13 protein-coding genes are annotated in these 18,669 nt (G+C 60.5%); 7 read left to right on the top strand and 6 right to left on the bottom strand.

The genetic code is table 11. The annotated features are described in order from the left end of the window. The first annotated feature begins 48 nt into the window (after nucleotides 1-48). Entirely contained in the window at nucleotides 49-1,470 is a 1,422-nt protein-coding gene (locus HF916_RS35000) for a PLP-dependent aminotransferase family protein (protein ID WP_168793374.1), read from the top strand. Between the two features lie 2 nt (nucleotides 1,471-1,472). On the opposite strand, the gene HF916_RS35005 is transcribed toward HF916_RS35000, so the two are convergent. From HF916_RS35005 to HF916_RS35020, 4 genes are all read right to left on the bottom strand, one after another. Next, on the bottom strand, nucleotides 1,473-4,793 hold the full coding sequence (locus HF916_RS35005) for an efflux RND transporter permease subunit (protein ID WP_168793375.1): 3,321 nt from the start codon (nucleotides 4,791-4,793) through the stop codon (nucleotides 1,473-1,475). Between the two features lie 3 nt (nucleotides 4,794-4,796). Next, complete coding sequence (locus HF916_RS35010; protein ID WP_168793376.1) at nucleotides 4,797-7,919, bottom strand: MdtB/MuxB family multidrug efflux RND transporter permease subunit; 3,123 nt, start codon at nucleotides 7,917-7,919, stop codon at nucleotides 4,797-4,799. An 18-nt stretch (nucleotides 7,920-7,937) separates the two neighbouring features. Then, nucleotides 7,938-9,338, bottom strand: coding sequence for an MdtA/MuxA family multidrug efflux RND transporter periplasmic adaptor subunit (locus HF916_RS35015; protein ID WP_168793377.1), 1,401 nt, complete (start codon nucleotides 9,336-9,338; stop codon nucleotides 7,938-7,940). 364 nt (nucleotides 9,339-9,702) lie between these two features. Then, nucleotides 9,703-10,539: an IclR family transcriptional regulator gene (locus HF916_RS35020; RefSeq protein ID WP_168793378.1), complete on the bottom strand. Its 837-nt coding sequence runs from the start codon at nucleotides 10,537-10,539 to the stop codon at nucleotides 9,703-9,705. A gap of 1,298 nt (nucleotides 10,540-11,837) precedes the next feature. Between HF916_RS35020 and HF916_RS35025 the strand changes: the two genes are divergently transcribed. The 6 genes from HF916_RS35025 to HF916_RS35045 all read left to right on the top strand — a co-directional run bounded on the left by HF916_RS35025 (nucleotide 11,838) and on the right by HF916_RS35045 (nucleotide 17,395). Further along, nucleotides 11,838-12,563 (top strand): haloacid dehalogenase type II, encoded by a 726-nt coding sequence (locus HF916_RS35025; RefSeq protein ID WP_168793379.1) that lies wholly within the window; start codon nucleotides 11,838-11,840, stop codon nucleotides 12,561-12,563. Between the two features lie 115 nt (nucleotides 12,564-12,678). Further along, a complete protein-coding gene (locus tag HF916_RS35030) occupies nucleotides 12,679-13,404 on the top strand; it encodes a haloacid dehalogenase type II (RefSeq protein ID WP_168793380.1) in 726 nt (241 codons plus the stop codon). Nucleotides 13,405-13,451: 47 nt separating this feature from the next. After that, nucleotides 13,452-13,958 carry an Lrp/AsnC family transcriptional regulator gene (locus tag HF916_RS35035; protein ID WP_168793381.1) on the top strand — a complete coding sequence of 169 codons (507 nt, stop codon included), beginning with the start codon at nucleotides 13,452-13,454 and terminating at the stop codon, nucleotides 13,956-13,958. Nucleotides 13,959-14,654: 696 nt separating this feature from the next. Beyond that, nucleotides 14,655-15,320, top strand: a complete 666-nt coding sequence (locus tag HF916_RS35040; protein ID WP_168793382.1) for a GTP-binding protein — start codon at nucleotides 14,655-14,657, stop codon at nucleotides 15,318-15,320. Between the two features lie 343 nt (nucleotides 15,321-15,663). Next, on the top strand, nucleotides 15,664-15,786 hold the full coding sequence (locus tag HF916_RS51565) for a hypothetical protein (protein WP_277352300.1): 123 nt from the start codon (nucleotides 15,664-15,666) through the stop codon (nucleotides 15,784-15,786). 316 nt (nucleotides 15,787-16,102) lie between these two features. Beyond that, nucleotides 16,103-17,395, top strand: a complete 1,293-nt coding sequence (locus tag HF916_RS35045; RefSeq protein ID WP_168793383.1) for a D-amino acid dehydrogenase — start codon at nucleotides 16,103-16,105, stop codon at nucleotides 17,393-17,395. A gap of 126 nt (nucleotides 17,396-17,521) precedes the next feature. Here the strand turns inward: HF916_RS35045 and HF916_RS35050 are convergent, their stop codons facing one another. Together HF916_RS35050 and HF916_RS35055 are read right to left on the bottom strand one after the other, a co-directional pair. Then, on the bottom strand, nucleotides 17,522-17,830 hold the full coding sequence (locus HF916_RS35050; RefSeq protein ID WP_168793384.1) for an acylphosphatase: 309 nt from the start codon (nucleotides 17,828-17,830) through the stop codon (nucleotides 17,522-17,524). Nucleotides 17,831-18,027: 197 nt separating this feature from the next. Beyond that, nucleotides 18,028-18,297, bottom strand: a complete 270-nt coding sequence (locus HF916_RS35055; protein ID WP_168793385.1) for a DUF1488 family protein — start codon at nucleotides 18,295-18,297, stop codon at nucleotides 18,028-18,030. Nucleotides 18,298-18,669 lie beyond the last annotated feature (372 nt).

The following is an 18,669-nucleotide window of genomic DNA, read 5'->3' on the forward strand; positions in this document are numbered from 1 at the left end:
TCAGTAAAATCAGCATTGATCGGCTCAATAATCGTATTAGGATGCCTAATGACAGTCAAACCAATTATTGACATGGTTTCAATTCTGAGGCCGGCGCTCGAGGGCGGGCAGGCAGCCAAATACAAGCGCCTCGCAGAGGCCCTGGCGGCACGGATTCACGACGGTTCGATCGCGAGCGGAGCCAAGCTTCCACCGCACCGGTTGCTGGCCGACAAGCTCGGTGTGACCGCCGGTACGGTCAGTCGCTCATACGCAGAATTGGAGCGCATTGGACTGGTCGTCGCGAGGGTGGGAGATGGCACGTTCGTACGCAAACGTGGCCTGGAGCGTTCACGCGACCACGGCTTTAAAAACTTTATCGACGAGCCGCATCGGTGCATCGACATGCGCCGCAGTACGCACATTCCTGGGCAGGAAGCCGCCATGCTCGCACGGAGCCTGGAGGAGCTGGCCGGAGATGCCGGGATCTTGCGTGAGCTTACGCTTTATACGCCGGACCTTGGTTCGGCGCGACATCGTCAGGCCGGCGCGCGATGGTTGACACACGGCGACTTCACGGCCGAGCCGGATCAGATCGTATGCGTCAACGGCGGCCAGCACGGATTGGTTTGCGCGCTAATGGCTCTGCTTCGCGCGGGAGATATTCTGGTCACCGAACGCCTCACTTATCCGGGATTGATCAGCGCGGCGCGCTTGCTCGGCATCAAGCTGATCGGGATCGAAATGGACGAAGAGGGACTCATGCCTCAAGCGCTACGGGAGGTTTGCCGCGCCCATCGTGTTTCTGCCCTGTACTGCACGCCGAGCATTCAGAATCCGACCACCGCCGTCCTTTCGGCCGAACGCCGCGAGGCCGTTGCGAGGATATGCCGGGACCACAATGTCCTGATTATCGAAGACGAAGCGCACGGCGTGTTGATGGCAAACCGCCCGCCGCCCATCAGTCTGTTTGCGCCAGAGCGCGGCATCGTGATTGGCAGTTTAAGCAAGGTTGTCGCGGCGGGCCTGCGCGTCGGCTATGTCCATGCGCCTTTGCCGTTGATCGGTCGCTTCGGTGCCGCGGTGCGGTCCACCTGCTGGATGGCGACGCCTCTGCCGATGGAACTCGCATGCCGCTGGATCGAGCAGGGGGTGGCGCAGACGCTCGTGCGTCAGCACACGGCTGAACTTGAACGTCGAAAGCATCGGGTCGAGAGCTATCTTGCCGGACTGAACTACATGACGCACCCGCAGAGTCCGCACTTCTGGATAGAGGTTCCGGCACCAGGTCGCGCGTCGGATGTGCAGGTGGCTCTGGAGCAGCAGAACTGTCTTGTCAGTGCCGCCGAACTGTTCGCGGTAGGTCAGAGCGCCGTGCCTCAGTTCGTGCGCGCGAGCGTCAGCAATGCCGGAGAACGCGATGAGTTTCTGCAAACAGGGTTCGCGGCGCTGTCGGCCACATTGCGACAACACGCAGCGAAACCCCAGTAGCTTCAGGAAGGCGCAACCCCTGTCCTGCGACCCTTCCTTGACTCCCACCGCACCCGAATCCGATCCATATAAAGATACACGACCGGCGTCGTATAAAGCGTGAGCATCTGACTCACAATCAACCCACCGACAATCGCTATCCCAAGCGGCGCGCGCAGTTCAGCCCCTTCACCCCGCCCGAACGCCAGCGGCAAAGCCCCCAGCAACGCAGCAAACGTCGTCATCATGATCGGCCGGAACCGCAGCAAACAAGCCTGATGAATCGCATCCCGCGAGGACAGTCCATGCCGTGACGCTTCAATCGCGAAGTCCACCATCATGATCGCGTTCTTCTTCACGATACCGATCAGCAGAATCACACCGATCAACGCGATGATGCTGAACTCCGTCTTGAACAGCAGCAGCGCCAGCAACGCGCCCACGCCCGCCGAAGGCAGCGTCGACAGAATCGTCAGCGGATGGATATAGCTCTCATACAGCATCCCCAGCACGATATACACGGCGGCCAGCGCGGCCAGAATCAGGATCGGCTGATCGGACATCGACTGCTGGAACGCCTGCGCCGTCCCCTGAAAACTGCCGTGGATCGTCCCCGGCATGCCGATCTGCGCCATCGTGTCGTAGATCGCCTGGGTCGCCGTCGATAGAGAAACGCCCGGCGGCAAATTGAACGAAATCGTCGAGGCCACGAACTGGCTCTGGTGATTCACGGAGAGCGGCGTACTGCCCGGCCCGAAACTCGCGATCGCCGACAGCGGCACCATGGTTTCCTTCGCCGTCGACACCGCCGCGCCCGACGAAGCGCTCGACTTGCCGCTCGCCGCAATCGAATTGATCGCCTGGTTGCGCGCGGAGTCGGCGGCGATGCTCGCCGCGCTCGAAGCAGTCGTGCCCGCCGTGCCGCCCGTCGTCGCGCTCGTCGCCGTGGTTGTCGCGGCGGCGGTCGCGGTTGTCACCGTGCCCGCCGGCGCGTTGGTGGTCTGCGCGCCGCTCGCGCTGCCACCCGACGTGCTGATGTAGATCTGCTTCAGCATGTCCGGGCTCTGCCAGTACTTCGGCGCGACTTCCATCACGACGTGATATTGATTCAGCGGGTTATAGATCGTCGACACCTGGCGCTGGCCGAACGCGTCGTACAAGGTGTTGTCGATCTGCGCCGGCTTGATGCCGAGGCGCGCGGCGGTGGCCCGGTCGATCGTCACCATCGCTTCGAGGCCGCCTTGCTGCTGGTCGGAATTCACGTCCGCGAGTTCGGGGCGCGCCTGCAACGCCTCGGTGAGCTTCGGTCCCCACAGGTACAGGTCGGGCGTCGAATCGGCCAGTAGCGTGAACTGGTACTGCGCGTTCGATTGCCGTCCGCCGACGCGAATGTCCTGCACCGCTTGCAGGAAAGTCCGCGCGCCGGCCACGTCGCCGAGCGGCGCACGCAGTTGCTGGATCACCTCATCGGCGGATTCCTTGCGCTCGGACTTCGATTTCAGCGTCACGAACATGAAGCCGGAATTGGTCTGCCGCCCGCCGGTGAAACCAGCCACGCTCTCCACTGCCGGATTCTTGCCGACGATCTCCATCATCTGCGCGAACTTGCCTTTCATGGACTGGAACGAGGTGGCCTGGTCGGCCTGAATGCCGCCCACCAGCCGCCCCGTGTCCTGTTGCGGAAAGAAGCCCTTCGGCACGATGATGTACAGCCAGACGTTCAGGCCGATGGTCAGCAGCAGGATCGTCACGATCAGGCGCGGATGCAGCAGCGCCCAGCCGAGCGTGCGTTCATAACCGCGCTGCATCGACGCGAAGCCGCGTTCCAGCCAGCGGCCGAAACGTCCTTCTTCCTTCTGCTCGTGCGGCTCGCGCAGGAGGCGCGAGCACATCATCGGCGTGAGCGTGAGGGAGACGATCAGCGACACGCCGATAGCCAGCGAGAGCGTCAGCGCGAACTCGCGGAACAGGCGCCCGACAATGCCGCCCATCAACAGAATCGGCAGGAACACGGCGACCAGCGAGATGCTGATGGACAGCACGGTGAAGCCGACTTCGCGTGCGCCGAGGAAGGCCGCTTTCATGCGCGGCACGCCGTTCTCGATATGCCGGGAGATGTTCTCCAGCACCACGATCGCGTCGTCGACCACGAAGCCGGTCGCGATGGTCAGCGCCATCAGCGAGAGGTTGTCGATCGAGAAACCCAGCATGTACATCGCGCCGAACGTGCCGATGATCGAGATCGGCACGGCCACGCTCGGAATCAGCGTGGCGCGCCAGTTGCGCAGGAACAGGAACACCACCATCACCACCAGCGCGACCGCGACCACCAGCGTGCGCTCGGTGTCTTTCAGCGAGGCGCGGATCGTGGTGGAGCGGTCGGCGGCCGGCGCGATGTCGACGTCCGCGGGCAGCGACGCGTGCAGTTGCGGCAGCATCGCCGTCACACGGTCGATGGTATCGATGATGTTCGCGCCCGGCTGGCGGTACAGAATCACCAGCACCGAACGCTTGCCGTTGAAGAGGCCGAGGTTGCGCAGATCTTCGACCGAATCGACCACCTCGGCCACGTCGGAGAGCTTCACCGCCGCGCCGTTGCGATAGGCAATGACCAGATCCTTGTATTGCGACGCCTTGCTGGCCTGGTCGTTGGTATAGATCTGCACGCGGTTCGGGCCGAATTCGATCGAGCCTTTCGGGCTGTTCGCGTTCGCGGCGGCAAGCGCCGCGCGCACGTCTTCGAGACCGATGCCGTAGTGCGAGAGCGCATTCGGCTCCAGTTCGACACGCACGGCCGGGTTGGCCGAGCCGCTCACATCGACTTCGCCGACGCCGTCCACCTGCGACAGCGACTGCTGCAGCACGGTGGCCGCGGAATCGTACAACTGGCCGGCGGTGAGCGTTTTCGACGTGAGCGCCAGAATCAGGATCGGCGCATCGGCCGGATTGACCTTGTGGTACGTCGGATTGCTGCGCAAGCTTGCGGGCAGATCAGCGCGCGCCGCGTTGATGGCGGCCTGCACGTCGCGCGCGGCGCCGTCGATGTCGCGGTTCAGGCCGAACTGCATGGTGATGCGCGTCGAGCCGACCGAGCTCTGCGAGGTCATTTCGGTGACGTCGGCGATCGAGCCGAGATGCCGTTCGAGCGGACTGGCGACGCTGGTCGCCACGGTATCCGGACTCGCGCCCGGCAACGTGGCCTGCACCGAAATGGTCGGGAAATCGACCTGCGGCAGCGGCGCCACCGGCAGTTTGGTGAACGCGAAAACACCGGCCAGCGCGATGCCGACCGCCAGCAGCGTGGTGGCGACCGGGCGGGAAATAAACGGACGCGACAGATTCATCGCTCAGTTCCCTGCGTCGGTAACGGGCGGCGTCGGCTTGCCACGATTGAAGCGCTCACGCGCGCGGCGGCCCAGCGAGTCGAACGCAAGGTAGATCACCGGCGTGGTGAACAGCGTCAACAACTGGCTGACGATCAACCCGCCTGCAATCGCGATACCGAGCGGACGGCGCAATTCGGAGCCTGCGCCGGTGCCGAGCATCAGCGGCAGTGCGCCGAGCAGGGCGGCGAGCGTGGTCATCAGAATCGGGCGGAAGCGCAGCAGACACGCCTGGTAGATCGCTTCGCGCGGCGGCTTGCCTTCCTCGCGCTCGGCGTAGAGCGCGAAGTCGATCATCATGATCGCGTTTTTCTTCACGATACCGATCAGCAACACGATCCCGATGATGCCGATGATGTCGAGATCGTGCCCGGTGATCAGCAGCGCCAGCAAGGCGCCGACACCGGCCGAGGGCAGCGTCGAGAGAATCGTGATCGGATGGATGAAGCTCTCGTACAGCACGCCCAGCACGATATACATCGTGACGATGGCCGCGAGGATCAGGAACAGTTCATTCGACAGCGACGCCTGGAACGCCAGTGCCGCGCCCTGGTAGCGCGTCTGGAACGACGCGGGCAAGCCGACGTCCTTCTCCGCCTGGTCGATCGCCTTGACCGCTGCGCCGAGCGACGAGCCCGGCGCGAGGTTGAACGACACCGTGGTGGCCGGGAACTGGCTCAGGTGCGTGACCAGCAGCGGCGCGGGCTTCTCAATGAAGCGCGCGATCGACGACAGCGGCACCTGGCCGCCCGTGGACGTGGAAGAGGGCAGATAGATCGACTTCAGCGATTCGGTGAAATGCTGCATCTCCGGCTGCGCTTCCAGAATCACGCGGTACTGGTTCGACTGCGTGAAGATGGTCGAGATGATGCGCTGGCCGAACGCGTCGTACAGCGCGCTGTCCACGGTGGCCGGCGTGATGCCGTAACGCGACGCGGTGGCGCGGTCGATTTCGATGTACACCGACTGGCCGTTGTCCTGCAGATCGGTCGCGACGTCGGCCAGTTCGGGCGACTGCCTCAACCGGTCGACCAGCTTAGGCACCCACGTAGTGAATTCGCTGATGTTCGGATCGGTCAGCATGAACTGGTACTGCGTCGGGCTCACGGTCGAGTCGATCGTCAAGTCCTGCACCGGCTGCATGTACAACGACGCGCCGGGAATATGCGCGACATCCCGCTGCAACTGGCGGATCACGTCGCTCGCGGTGTTGCTGCGGTCGTCGCGCGGCTTCAGGTTGATCAGCATGCGGCCGCTGTTCAGCGTGATATTGCTGCCGTCCACGCCGATGAACGAAGTCAAACTCTCCACATCCGGATTCTTCAGGATCTGCGCCGCGAGTTCCTGCTGGCGCTCGGCCATCGACGCATACGACACCGACTGCGGCGCCTGCGTGATCGCCTGGATCACGCCGGTGTCCTGCACCGGGAAGAAGCCCTTCGGAATGTACACATACAGCACGCCGGTCAGCACCAGTGTAATCAGCGCGACGACCAGCGTGGAGCGTTGCCGGTTCAGCACCCACGTGAGCGCGACCGCGTAACGCGCGATCACCCAGTCGATCGCGCGGTGCGCCTTGGCTTCGAAACGGTGGCTTTCGTGCGGCGGCGTGTGGCGCAGCAGTTTGGCGCACATCATCGGCACGAGCGTGAGCGACACGACCGCCGAGATCACGATCGTCACGGCAAGCGTAATGGCGAATTCGTGGAACAGGCGGCCGACCACGTCGCCCATGAAGAGCAGCGGAATCAGCACGGCGATCAGCGAGACCGTCAGCGAAATGATCGTGAAGCCGATCTGTCTCGAACCCTTCAACGCGGCTTCGAGCGGCGCTTCGCCTTCCTCCACGTAGCGCGCGATGTTCTCGATCATCACGATCGCGTCGTCCACCACGAAGCCGGTCGCGATGGTCAACGCCATCAACGATAAGTTGTCGAGCGAGAAGCCGCACAGGTACATCACGGCGAGCGTGCCGATCAGTGAGAGCGGCACCGAGAGACTCGGAATGATGGTCGCGTAGACGTTGGCGAGGAACAGGTACATGACCAGCACGACCAGCACGACCGACATGGCCAGTTCGAACTGCACGTCACGCACGGAAGCGCGGATCGTGGTGGTGCGGTCGGTGACGATTTCCACGTCGAGCGCGGCGGGCAGCGCCTGCTGCAATTGCGGCAGCAGCTTCTTGATGCTGTCCACCACCTGAATCACGTTCGCGCCCGGCTGACGCTGCACGTTCAGAATGATCGCGGGCGTGCCGTCGACCCACGCGCCGAGCTTGGTGTTTTCCGCGCCCTGCACGATGGTGGCGACGTCCGTCAGCATCACCGCGCGGCCGTTCTTGTACGCGACTACCGCGCTCTTGTACGCGTCGGCATCGGTCAACTGGTCGTTCGCGTTGATCGTGTAGTTGCGCGTCGGGCCGTCGAAGTTACCCTTCGGCGTGTTGACGTTCAGGTTCGAAATCGTGGTGCGCAAGTCGTCCAGATTCAGGCCGTACGCGGCGAGCGCGCGCGGGTTCGCCTGAATTCGCACGGCAGGGCGCTGGCCGCCCGACAGGCTCACCAGACCCACGCCCGCCACTTGGGAGATTTTCTGCGCGAGACGCGTGTCGGCCAGATCCTGCACCTGCGTGAGCGGCAGCGTCTTCGAGGTGATCGCGAGCGTGATGATCGGCGCGTCGGCCGGATTGACCTTGGCGTAGATCGGCGGCGCGGGCAGGTCGGACGGCAGCAGGTTGCCGGCCGCGTTGATGGCGGCCTGCACTTCCTGCTCGGCGATATCGAGCGGCAGATCGAGGCTGAACTGCAGCGTGATGATCGACGAGCCGGCCGAGCTTTGCGACGACATCTGATTCAACGACGGCATCTGCCCGAGCTGGCGTTCGAGCGGCGCGGTGACCGACGACGTCATCACGTCCGGGCTCGCGCCCGGATAGAAGGTCTGCACCTGGATCGTCGGATAGTCGACCTCGGGCAGCGCCGAGAGCGGCAAAAAGCGCAGCGCGACGAGACCGACCAGCATGATCGCCGCCATCAGCAGCGCGGTGCCGACGGGACGCAGAATAAAAGCGCGGGATGGATTCATGCGGTAAGTGCCGTGCCTTTATTGCGAGGCTTGCGCCGCGTGTTTGCCATGATGCGCGTGGGCGCCGGATGCGCCCGACGCAGCGGCCGCGCCACGAGCGTCCGAGGCGCCGCGGGGCTTGTCGGCCGGAATGGTGATCTTCGCGCCTTCCTTGAGCCGGTCCGAACCGTCGATCACGACGCGCTCGCCGACGGCCAGGCCGGATTTGATGCTGGTGCGCTCGCCATCCACGGGGCCGATCTTGACCGGCCGCACGGTCACGGTGTTGTCCGCGTTCACGACGTACACGAACGGGCCCATCGAGCCGTTGAGCACGGCCGGCGTCGGCACGATCACGGCGTCCTTGATCGTATCGACCAGCAGGCGCGTATTCACGAACTGGTTCGGGAACAGCAGGTTCTTGTTGTTCTGGAAGATCGCGCGCAGCTTGACCGTGCCGGTGGTGGTGTCGATCTGGTTGTCCAGCGTTTCGAGCATGCCGCCTTCGAGCGACGTGGTGTTGCTGCGGTCATACGCGGTGACCGAGAGCTTCATGCCCGACTGGGTCTGCTGGATGATTTGCTGCAGATTGTCTTCGGAGGTGGTGAAGATCACGCTGATCGGCTGCAACTGCGTAATCACCACGAGGCCGTTGGTCAGACTTGGCGTCACGTAGTTGCCCGGATCGACCTGGCGCAAACCGACGCGTCCCGACACCGGCGCGGTGACGCGCGCATACACGAGGTCGAGCTTGAATGTGTCGATATTGGCCTTGTCGGACTTCACCGTGCCTTCGTATTGCCGCACCAGCGAGGCCTGCGTATCCACCTGCTGGCTGGCGATGGAGTCTTGCGAGAGCAGCGTCTGATAGCGCTTCAGGTCGAGGCGGGCGGTCTGCAGCAGGGCCTCGTCGCGCGCGAGGGTGCCTTGCGCGTTGTCGAGCGAGATCTGATACGGGCGCGGGTCGATCTGGGCCAGCACGTCGCCCTTCCTGACCATCTGGCCTTCCTTGAAATACACGTCCTGCAACACGCCGCTCAACTGCGGCAGCACGGTGACGTTGGCCAACGGCGTGACCGTGCCGAGCGCGGTCAGCACTACCGGCATTTCGCCCTGTGTCGCGGCCGCCACGTGAACCGGCTGCGGCATATTGGCCGTGGCACCGCCGCGGCCCGCGCGGCCGGCCCGGGCGCCGCTCGCGTCGCTGGCGCCGGCGGCGCCGCTCGCGTCGCCGCCGGGACCGCCCCACGGATGCCAGCGCCACAGCACGACCCCGAGGATGACCAGCGCCGCGATGATCAACGCGAGATTGCGGCCGCGGTGCCGCTTCACCATGCCTGGTGGCTGGTTCGATGTGCCGGCGGGGCCGCCGCTGGAGGACGGTTGGGAAGCCGGAGGAACAGGGCGTGTGGTTTCCGAATGCTTTTGTTGTTCGTCCATCGGTTCGGTCAGGTGACTGGCTTGGATGTGAGCCGCTCGCGCGTTCGTGCCGTTTCGACAGTTCGGCGGACCGGCGCGCGAGTGGCATGACAGGCGGTTTCGACAACGGGTGCGCCGCGCTCGTTCAGCGCGATGCTACCCGAGGCGCGGGACAGAGATGTTAGCGCAATGCGGCATTGAAACAGGCGGCCGGAACGTTATCGCAGGGGAAAACGGCAAGCCGGGCGCGCGTCCCGCGACGGAAAGGCATGATCGTACGTCGCGGGCTCTGTAACAGTCCACCCGCGTATTTTTCTTTTGATTACGAAGGTTACAGGATGTCTTGCAATAACCTTCGCCGCCGGCCGGCGAACCCGCGGCCGGTTCAGGTATCGAGGCGGCGCCCCGGCGTGCCGCCAATCTCCAGCACGATTTTGGCGACGCACTCGAGCAGCGCCGGCGCGGCGCGCGAGATCAGCCAGTCGCGCGGGCATTGGTCGGCTGAGCCGCCGCAATTGACCGCATAGCGTTCGCCCGACGGTCCTGTGAAACCCACTGCGATTGCGTTCAGTCCGTCGTACCATTCGCCCGTGGCAATCGCGAAGCCGCGCTCGATGGTTTCCTGCAATGCGCTGTCGAGCCGGCTGCTGACGTGGCCCCAGTCGTCGCCTTCAGCCGCCTGCAAGCCGATCAGCAATTTTTCCCGTTCCGGCGCTTCGAGCGCGGCCAGATAGGCGCGGCCGATGGCGGTGCGGCTTAGATTCATGCGCGAGCCGATCTCGAGGCGCGACACCAGCACCGCCGAACGTGGCCGGATCGCGTCGATCACCACCATGTCGAGGCGGTCGCGCACGGCCAGATGGACGGACAACGCCGTGCGTTCGGCCAGTTCGATCAGGAACGGCCGCGCGCGAGCGCGGATATCGAAGTTGCGCAGAAAGCCATTGCTCAACTCCAGCACCGACGAGGTCAGTACGAAACGCTCGCTGTCGGGCAGGCGGAACAGGAAGCCCGCGCTGACCAGGGTGGCGGTGATCCGCGACACGGTGGGCTTGGGAATGCCGGTCATCTCGGTCAGTTCGCGGTTGCTGAGCGGCGCGTCGGCGGCTGCGACGGAGCGCAGTACGGTCAGGCCGCGCGCGAGGGCGGTCACTTCGTCGCCGGGGCCGTCTTTGTCTCTGGCCGGATCTGCGGCGGTTCGGGAGGGCGTGGGTCGGTTCATGTGTTTTTTTGGAACTTTATTTCAATTTCTTTCTTCGCAGCCTTGCTGGCGGTCGTCTCTCAAAGCGCGGGCGGCGGCCCCAAAATGGGGCATCGAAGTGATTTTTCATCAGAAGATTCATTGTATCGGAATATTTTTCCGCGACGGATGAAGCCTCTTTAGATTTTGCTTGACTTAGTCAGCATAACCATAAAAAATGGAATCTCATTTCGAAAGACGGTTTCAGGTTCTGCATTTTGAAGTTTTTGAACCTGCCGTGGCCCGCACAATGTCTGTGTCGAGTGTCTTCTCATAGTCCACCGTAACAGTCCATGTCGCGCTCTGTACAGGCGCCGCATCGCAGGCCAAACTTTCGAATACCGTCTCTCAGGTTCTAGCACGGCCCTCGGAATGGCTAGAACTTTTTAAGGCGTCACGGCAACGTGACGCCTTTTTTTTTCGGCTTGTCGGCGCACAACAAAGTTTGCGGCATTCATTAAACGCCCCTTTGCGTGCAACAAAGTCTGCAGCTTTGCTCAATTGGATGATGCGCGGCAGCAAATCAGGATGTTGCGCCGGCCCTTGATGCCGACCGACCTGACGCGCAGGCTACTGAGTCGCCAAGGCGGCGATCGACGTAGTCTCCAGGCGCTTCCGCCGGGTCAGATGACAGCAGAAGACAAGGGTCGACGCTCAGGGCTATGGCAAGCCGATTGACCATATCCAAGAACGACACGAGGCGACCCGACACAATCCGGTCGACCGGAACGACTTTGGAGTTTTGGCCGCAGCCGGCGAGGATTTGCCCGGAGAGGTGGTCATTCGACCCGCGCAAGACCTGCACAGTATCCCGGAGTGGTCGGGTGACGAACAAGGTGGGCGCGCCGTGCAAGAGGTTAACGCTGGTTGCAAGCGAGCTCCACAACAGCACTGTCACTACCACACCTAATACGGCCATCTCATCTCTCCAAAGAGACCGGATCTGCAGCATGCAACTGCGGCTGTCTTCCTTCTCAAAGTGGGAAATGGTCGGCCCAGTTTCCTACGTTTGAAATTGCGTGAATCGCGAGCGGGCTATGCCGCGAAAAAAACCGAACCCCGGGAGATTCACTTTCTGCGGAGCCTTTGCACCGTTTAACGGGTCATCCGTATACGGGAGAACACGTAGGTCTATAAGCCAATCGGAGGCCGCAGCAGAAATTGCTGTCGAGCCGAGCAGAGACGGTGAAAGCTGCTGTTCGGCCGCTCGATTAAAGTTCTGGTTGCCGCATCTGCTCAATACACTTAAGTCTCCATCTGGACATACGAGAGGAGTAACCGTGGAACTGACCGACTTCGACGCCCTTACCTTTGACTGCTATGGCACCTTGATTGACTGGGAGAGTGGCATTTTCCAAGGCCTGAAGCCGTTGCTCGAGCGTGCCAGGACGCCGCTCACGCGCGACCAGGTTCTGGAGGCCCATGCTCGCCACGAATCGTCGCAGCAGAAGTACACGCCGGCGAAGCGCTATCTGGAACTGCTGCCCATCGTCTACAAGCGACTGGCCGAAGAATGGGGCCTCTCGTTCACTTACGAAGAATGCGTGGCCTACGGTCGCTCGGTGCAAAATTGGCCTGCGTTTGAGGACAGCGCCGAAGCGCTGCAGTACCTGAAGAAGCACTACAAGCTCGTCATTTTGTCGAACATCGACAATGAGAGCTTTACGTACAGCAACGCCAAACTGCAGGTCGAGTTTGACGCAATCATCACGGCGGAAGACGTTGGCTCATACAAGCCGTCGCCGCGAAATTTCGAATACATGCTCGAGAAGCTCGGTGACCGCGGCATCAAGAAAGAAAAAATCCTTCACACGGCCGAAAGTCTTTTTCATGACCACAAGCCCGCAAACGAGTTCGGATTGGCATCGTGCTGGATTTATCGCCGGCATTCGCAGACGGGCTTCGGTGCGACGATGAACCCCCGCATGCAGCCGAACATCGACTTCCGGTTCAACAGCATGGCCGACTTCGCCAAAGCACACCAGGAAGCACGGGCAAAGAAGTAAGTCATTGATGTCTTGTCAGCGTCACCGAGGCGCGGGCTATCCTCGCGCTGAGGATGTTGACATGACATTTGCTGCGCAACGGGGCGTATGAAGGCACTGATACATAGGGGGCGTTGTGGCTTTGACAGATTTCAAGGCACTCACATTTGACTGCTACGGAACGCTGATTGACTGGGAGTCAGGCATCGCATCGGGTCTGTCGGAGCTTGCCTCGCGGGCGCCCGAACCTTTAGCACGTGATGAAATCCTTGAGGCCCATGCACGTCATGAGTCGTATCAACAGAAGATGACGCCCGCGATGCCCTATGACCAGCTCCTTCGGGTTGTGTACAAGCGCCTGGCGGAGGAGTGGGGCCTGCGTTACAGCTGGGCCGAGGCGGTTGCGTATGGCGCCTCGGTGGGAGATTGGCCCGCCTTTCCGGACTCGGCGAGCACGCTGCAATATCTCAAGAAGTATTTCAAGCTGGTGGTCGTATCCAATGTGGATAACCGAAGCTTCAGAGCGAGCAACGCGAAGCTGGCGGTCGACTTCGATGCAATCGTGACAGCAGAGGATGTAGGTTCGTACAAGCCGTCGCGGAATATCTTCGAATATCTGTTCTCGACGCTGTCGGCGATGGGCATAGGAAAGGACGATACACTCCATATCGCCGACAGCATTTACCACGACCATGAGCCTGCGAGTGAGCTGCAGCTTCGTTCATGCTGGATTCACCGGCGCTATGAGCAGCGCGGATTCGGCGCAACGGCGAAGACTACTGTCGAACCATCGGTCGACTACAAATTTACCAGCATGGCGCAGCTGGTCAAGGCGCATCACGAGGACTTGGCAAACGGATAGTGCAGTCGCCTTCAACTGACACAGCAGCCAATTCGAGCACGCACGATATGCGACAGAAGCTTGACCGGACCGATATAAAAATCCTCGCCGAACTGCAGAAGAACGGCAACATGACGAACGCAAATCTCGCGAGCGCCGTTGGGTTGTCCGCGAGTCCTTGCCTGCAGCGTGTGAAGCGTCTTGAAGCCGCAGGAATCATATCCGGCTACGGAGCGCACTTGAACCTGGCCAAACTAACCAGCACGGTCACGGTCTTCACTGAAATCATGCTTCACGACCACAGGCGTGAAGATTTCACGCGCTTCGAAGCGAACCTGCGTGATTTTGATGAGATTACCGAGTGCCATCTCGTCAGTGGAGGCTACGACTACCTCCTTAAGTCCATCGTCAAAAACATTGGCCATTACCAGGAAGTCATCGAAAAGCTGGTCGACCGCAATCTCGGAATCGAGAAATATTTTAGCTACATCGTCATTCGGTCGCCCTTCGTCAAACAGACGATGCCGCTCGACAAGCTGCTATCCGACGACGATCAGGAGGAGCGTGCACGATGAGGACCGTTCAGTATGTTTGCTCCGCGAGCAGCAGGAAAATCAATGGAAGCCTTGACGAGAACACTGCGTGGTTCGAGTTTCATCAGGTTGCCCATCTGTTCGGCATGAGTCTCGAACAGGCCGCGAAGTTACTTCGGCAAGCTGGCGCGACCGGCGACATTAACCCTTCAAAAGACGTAAGGTCGTCCCACCGTTGCAAATGCCTGTTAAGCCACCGGGCAGTCGTCGCCGTCGGATATCACGTCAACTTTGGTCGGGCGACAGCGTTCCGTCTTTGGTGCGCCTCGGGCCTGACGGCCCTGTTCCGTTAAATCTCTCTCCTCTTATCGGTAGTTCGACAGAATCCCGTCGAACACTTTCTCAGCCGTACAGCTGAGGTGCCTCCGCGGCAACTGCCGGCACCGTGCAACCCCATTGCTCGCAGCCATTTGATGTTGCCGGCGACGGTTGACGACCCCCTCCCTTCTCCGATGTCGAGCCGTATGCAACGTCTAAATCAGACGACGCCGTTTCCTATGTTTCGTCGATTGGTGTCAAAAAGACTTGCATGAATACTGGCTTGGGTCGGCACGCGGCCTGATGTCATTTAGCGGCTAACGCTTCATCTGATTTCACCGCGTCCCGAATTCTCTGCATTCAATGGCACGCCAACTTCAGCGTCGCCGTCAACACGCCTATATCTATCAGAGGGGACAAATGAAACGTGAAATGTTGTGTGCCGCGTTGCTGATTGGCACGACAAATTGCATCGCGCAAAGTTCGGTGCGGCTCAAGCTCCATCTGGTTACAACCTACGATTGCAGTCGACGTGCGTTGCAGACTGCCGACTTTGAAGACGCTGCAGCTCAACTTGCGGCAGCCAACACGATTGTTCTTACCAAGATTGACCTCGTAGCCAACGAGAGACGTGACGAGGCGCTAGAAGTCGTGGCGTCCGCAAATCCGGTAGCAAAAATCGTTAACGAGTTTTCTGCTGCGGTTCGTGCACGGCAGGCGTTTCTGGCGCCCAGCGAGAATGAGGACGTCGTCGGGAACGGGGACGCTAAGCAGCAAGAGCGGAGGAGTCTGCTCCATCCGAGAATCCGGGTGTTTCGTGCAAAATTCGATGAAGATTTTCCCTGGGAGGCTTCGTTGGACTGGCTCGAAAACATAGCCGGTGCGCTTGGGAACGACTGCTGCGCATTAAAGCAATTGTTCCAGGAGAGAAAGGCAATGACCGAGTTCTCTTGCACAGCGTGGGGGCGACATTCTCAGCACCTCGCCGCCTCAATCGGGACAACGCGCCGCCGCTTGGCGCCATTGTTATCGCGCGGGACTGCGGGAGCCGAGAGTTGGAGTCCATCCCGGTTGCGCACAGGGTAAGCTGGTTCACGCAACGATAAGAAGGGGACTCGATTGCAGGAGCGCCCAGTTGTGCGGCTAGGCGCGAGCCAACACGCCCAGCGCTCAGACTCACGTCTCAGAACACTTTGCGATGCTGGGTGCTGCATATGCGCATCGGTCCGAGACTCGCGTGAACAACGTCAGTGGTGTTCCACCGAGACTGCTAGTCCAGGCATGCGCATTGCGTGCGGTTGAGATGCGCCGGTCTCATTGTTTCGCCGGTGCGGCGGCAGGCTTATGCGACACGTTTCGTTACACATAAACACGTCGGTAATTCCCTCTCTCGATAGCGCGGTTTCGAGAACAACGAGTGGGGCATTGTATGAAGAAAATCCTTGTATTGACGCTAGTGGCCATATGTCTGGGAAGCGCGTTGAGCGGCTGTATTGTTGTTCCCGAGGGCGGCGACTATCACCATCACCACGAAGACTATGGGCGTTACTAACTGAAGCTGTTGCTGCATGGGTGCGGCTGGACTCACCTGTGCATACCTATGGGAAGGGAGGACAGAATGAACATCACATGTAGTCGTCTGTTTGCCATAACCCTCGTGACGGGTCTTGGCATCGGCGCGCCGACACCGTCTGAAGCGTTACGCACGCTCGCTCATTGGAGAAACAGTTGATTAAACCAAAAACATTTCTGTAAATAATAATGACAACTGCCGCATCCCGGATACTATTCATACATCAACTTAGATTGGCTGGTTTTTAAGCATTTTCAAGCTGTTTGCGTTCATTTTGGCTGCGGAGTCAGTATCTATGCGAGTCGTCGTATTGGGCAGCGGTGTCGTCGGCGTAACAAGTGCGTTCTACCTTGCGCGTGCAGGCCATGAAGTGACTGTCATCGACCGTGAAGAAGGTCCGGCGCTTGAAACGAGCTTTGCAAACGCAGGGCAGATTTCGCCTGGCTATGCAGCGCCATGGGCAGCTCCTGGCGTGCCACTTAAAGCAGTGAAGTGGATGTTTCAGAAGCACGCGCCGCTTGCGATCAGGCCAGACGACGAAGACAAGCAGTTTCAGCTTCAATGGATGTGGCAGATGCTTCAAAACTGCACTGCCGAACGCTACACAGTGAACAAGAATCGCATGGTCAGACTTGCGGAATATAGTCGCGATTGCCTGAAGGCTCTGCGAGCCGAGACAGGTATCGAATACGAAGGGCGCACAGGCGGCACTCTGCAAGTTTTTCGCACCCAGCAGCAATTTGATGGCGCGGCCAAGGATATCGCCGTACTTAAAGAGGCCAACGTTCCGTACGAGTTGCTGAGCAGAGACGAGCTCGCCCGGATTGAGCCCGCACTCGCAGCCACCTCACATAAGTTGACAGGTGGATTGCGCTTGCCCGGCGACGAGACCGGCGATTGTCAGTTATTCACGACTCGGCTTGCAGCTCTGGCTGAGCAGGCTGGCGTCAGGTTCCGTTACAACACTCATGTCGAAGGTCTTGTTGTCGAGGGTGGCAAGGTTACCGGCGTGCGGCATGGTGCCAAGCTCATTCATGCCGATGCCTTCGTAGTGGCGTTTGGGTCATACTCGACGAACTTCCTTTCTGGAATCGTCAAGATTCCTGTATATCCACTCAAAGGCTACTCAATCACTGCGCCAATCCTCGATGAGGAACGTGCTCCGATTTCAACCGTCCTTGACGAAACCTACAAAATCGCTATCACAAGGTTCGATAAGCGCATCCGTGTTGGCGGAATGGCTGAAATCGTCGGCTTTGATAAACGTCTTCGCGAAGCCCGTCGCGAGACGTTGGAAATGTGTGTGAACGACCTTTTCCCAGGTGGCGGCGATACGTCGAACGCCACCTTCTGGACCGGACTGCGTCCCATGACGCCCGACGGGACGCCGATTGTTGGCAGCACCGCACTGCCCAACCTTTATCTGAATACAGGTCATGGCACGCTCGGCTGGACCATGTCATGCGGCTCGGCACAGCTTCTTGCGGACTTGATATCCGGAAAAGAACCAGCTATCAAGCATGACGACCTGAACGTTTTCCGCTACGCCACAGAACGTCAGGCTCCAGCCGACTTTAACCTCAACTAGCAATTGCATTCGAATAAGCATCTCAGGCAATGAATATTGAGCCGCCGGGTCGAGGAGAGGGCGTCGTTCAAAGTTAGCACGCCAGGCCTATGCGCCGTGGAGATGCTATGCAGTAAACCGTGGCACCTACAATGTCGGTAATCGCTCAAAGTGTTCGAAGCGGGCGAATGGTGGCTGGACCTCGGTCACCTCAAGCCTGTCGACAAGCGCAGCGGACATGCCCTCGCTTAGCCAGCCGCACATTTCTGCAAGCTGCGCCGGCGAGCCCTGAATCATCGCCTCCACCGAGCCGTCCATGCGGTTGCGGACCCAGCCGGTGACGCTCAGTGAATGGGCGCGGCGTACACAGGCTTCCCGATAGCCAATGCCCTGCACGAGGCCGCGCACCCTCACCAGCCGCGTCTCAAGCATCCCGTCGTTCCGGTCGTCTTCCATCTGTGTGATTCCAGCGTTGGTTGTCATTATGTCCTGCGCGCCGAACGGCTCCGTATGAACGCGCCTATTGCGAAGGCGGGAAGCTATCGCGTCGGCGCTACTCACCGGCTAACGGCGCCCCACCGGCCATGCACCTGCCAAAGCTCGCTGCACGACAATAGGTTTCTTTGTCTGCGCGAAACGGGGTAACGCAACGTTCAGTGAGAAAAATCTGCGGCGTTCAGCTTTATTGACTCGTCAGGGGCCCGCAGCATCCTTCGCTCAACGGCCGCCGCAATCCGGTTGTGTCCGTCCGTATAAGCTTTTAGCAAGCGTGCTTCGTTTGCGCCAATGGGCGCCCAGAAATGTCGTTCCAGCGCCTCGCGAGTAATCGAGCATTGCACGGCACGGCCACGAATGTGTGCGACAAAAATGACTAGCTTTCCGTCGGAGGAAACGCTGGCTTCTGCGGCGAGAGTGCTGTCCATGGTTCATCGGCTTTTTGTTGATCCGACCGCCGGATTGCCCCGGCGGGACTCGCGCAGTACTAGCCTTATCATAAGTCATGGCGCCGCAGGCTCAGAAAATTAACGCGCCCATTCGTTTGGTAGCAGCGTGACCACAGGCACCAGGCTTGCGGCTCCAGCCGCCGAATCATCCAGCGCTTAGTATCCGCAACACGGCATTTCCTTCGTCTGTAATCGCGAATCTGGTTGTGCCTTGTCCACAGTCAACCAGTTGGGCGAAGCCGGCGTCGCGAAGTGCCATTACGTCCGGCGTTGCGGTCATTACATCGACGGGTGCTTGAAGTAGCACCAGGAGCGTCGCCAGTTCATGTGCACTCAGGCACCGCACTGCTT

This window comes from Paraburkholderia aromaticivorans (assembly GCF_012689525.1).
Lineage (GTDB): Bacteria > Pseudomonadota > Gammaproteobacteria > Burkholderiales > Burkholderiaceae > Paraburkholderia > Paraburkholderia aromaticivorans_A.

What these genes read in the sequence shown, in the direction of transcription:
- HF916_RS35055 (WP_168793385.1), bottom strand. Translation starts at nt 18,297, where the DNA reads ATGGACAGCACTCTCGCCGCAGAAGCCAGCGTTTCCTCCGACGGAAAG.
- HF916_RS35010 (WP_168793376.1), bottom strand. Translation starts at nt 7,919, where the DNA reads ATGAATCCATCCCGCGCTTTTATTCTGCGTCCCGTCGGCACCGCGCTG.
- HF916_RS35020 (WP_168793378.1), bottom strand. Translation starts at nt 10,539, where the DNA reads ATGAACCGACCCACGCCCTCCCGAACCGCCGCAGATCCGGCCAGAGAC.
- HF916_RS35040 (WP_168793382.1), top strand. Translation starts at nt 14,655, where the DNA reads ATGAAACGTGAAATGTTGTGTGCCGCGTTGCTGATTGGCACGACAAAT.
- HF916_RS35050 (WP_168793384.1), bottom strand. Translation starts at nt 17,830, where the DNA reads ATGGAAGACGACCGGAACGACGGGATGCTTGAGACGCGGCTGGTGAGG.
- HF916_RS35035 (WP_168793381.1), top strand. Translation starts at nt 13,452, where the DNA reads ATGCGACAGAAGCTTGACCGGACCGATATAAAAATCCTCGCCGAACTG.
- HF916_RS35015 (WP_168793377.1), bottom strand. Translation starts at nt 9,338, where the DNA reads ATGGACGAACAACAAAAGCATTCGGAAACCACACGCCCTGTTCCTCCG.
- HF916_RS35045 (WP_168793383.1), top strand. Translation starts at nt 16,103, where the DNA reads ATGCGAGTCGTCGTATTGGGCAGCGGTGTCGTCGGCGTAACAAGTGCG.
- HF916_RS35000 (WP_168793374.1), top strand. Translation starts at nt 49, where the DNA reads ATGACAGTCAAACCAATTATTGACATGGTTTCAATTCTGAGGCCGGCG.
- HF916_RS35005 (WP_168793375.1), bottom strand. Translation starts at nt 4,793, where the DNA reads ATGAATCTGTCGCGTCCGTTTATTTCCCGCCCGGTCGCCACCACGCTG.
- HF916_RS51565 (WP_277352300.1), top strand. Translation starts at nt 15,664, where the DNA reads ATGAAGAAAATCCTTGTATTGACGCTAGTGGCCATATGTCTGGGAAGC.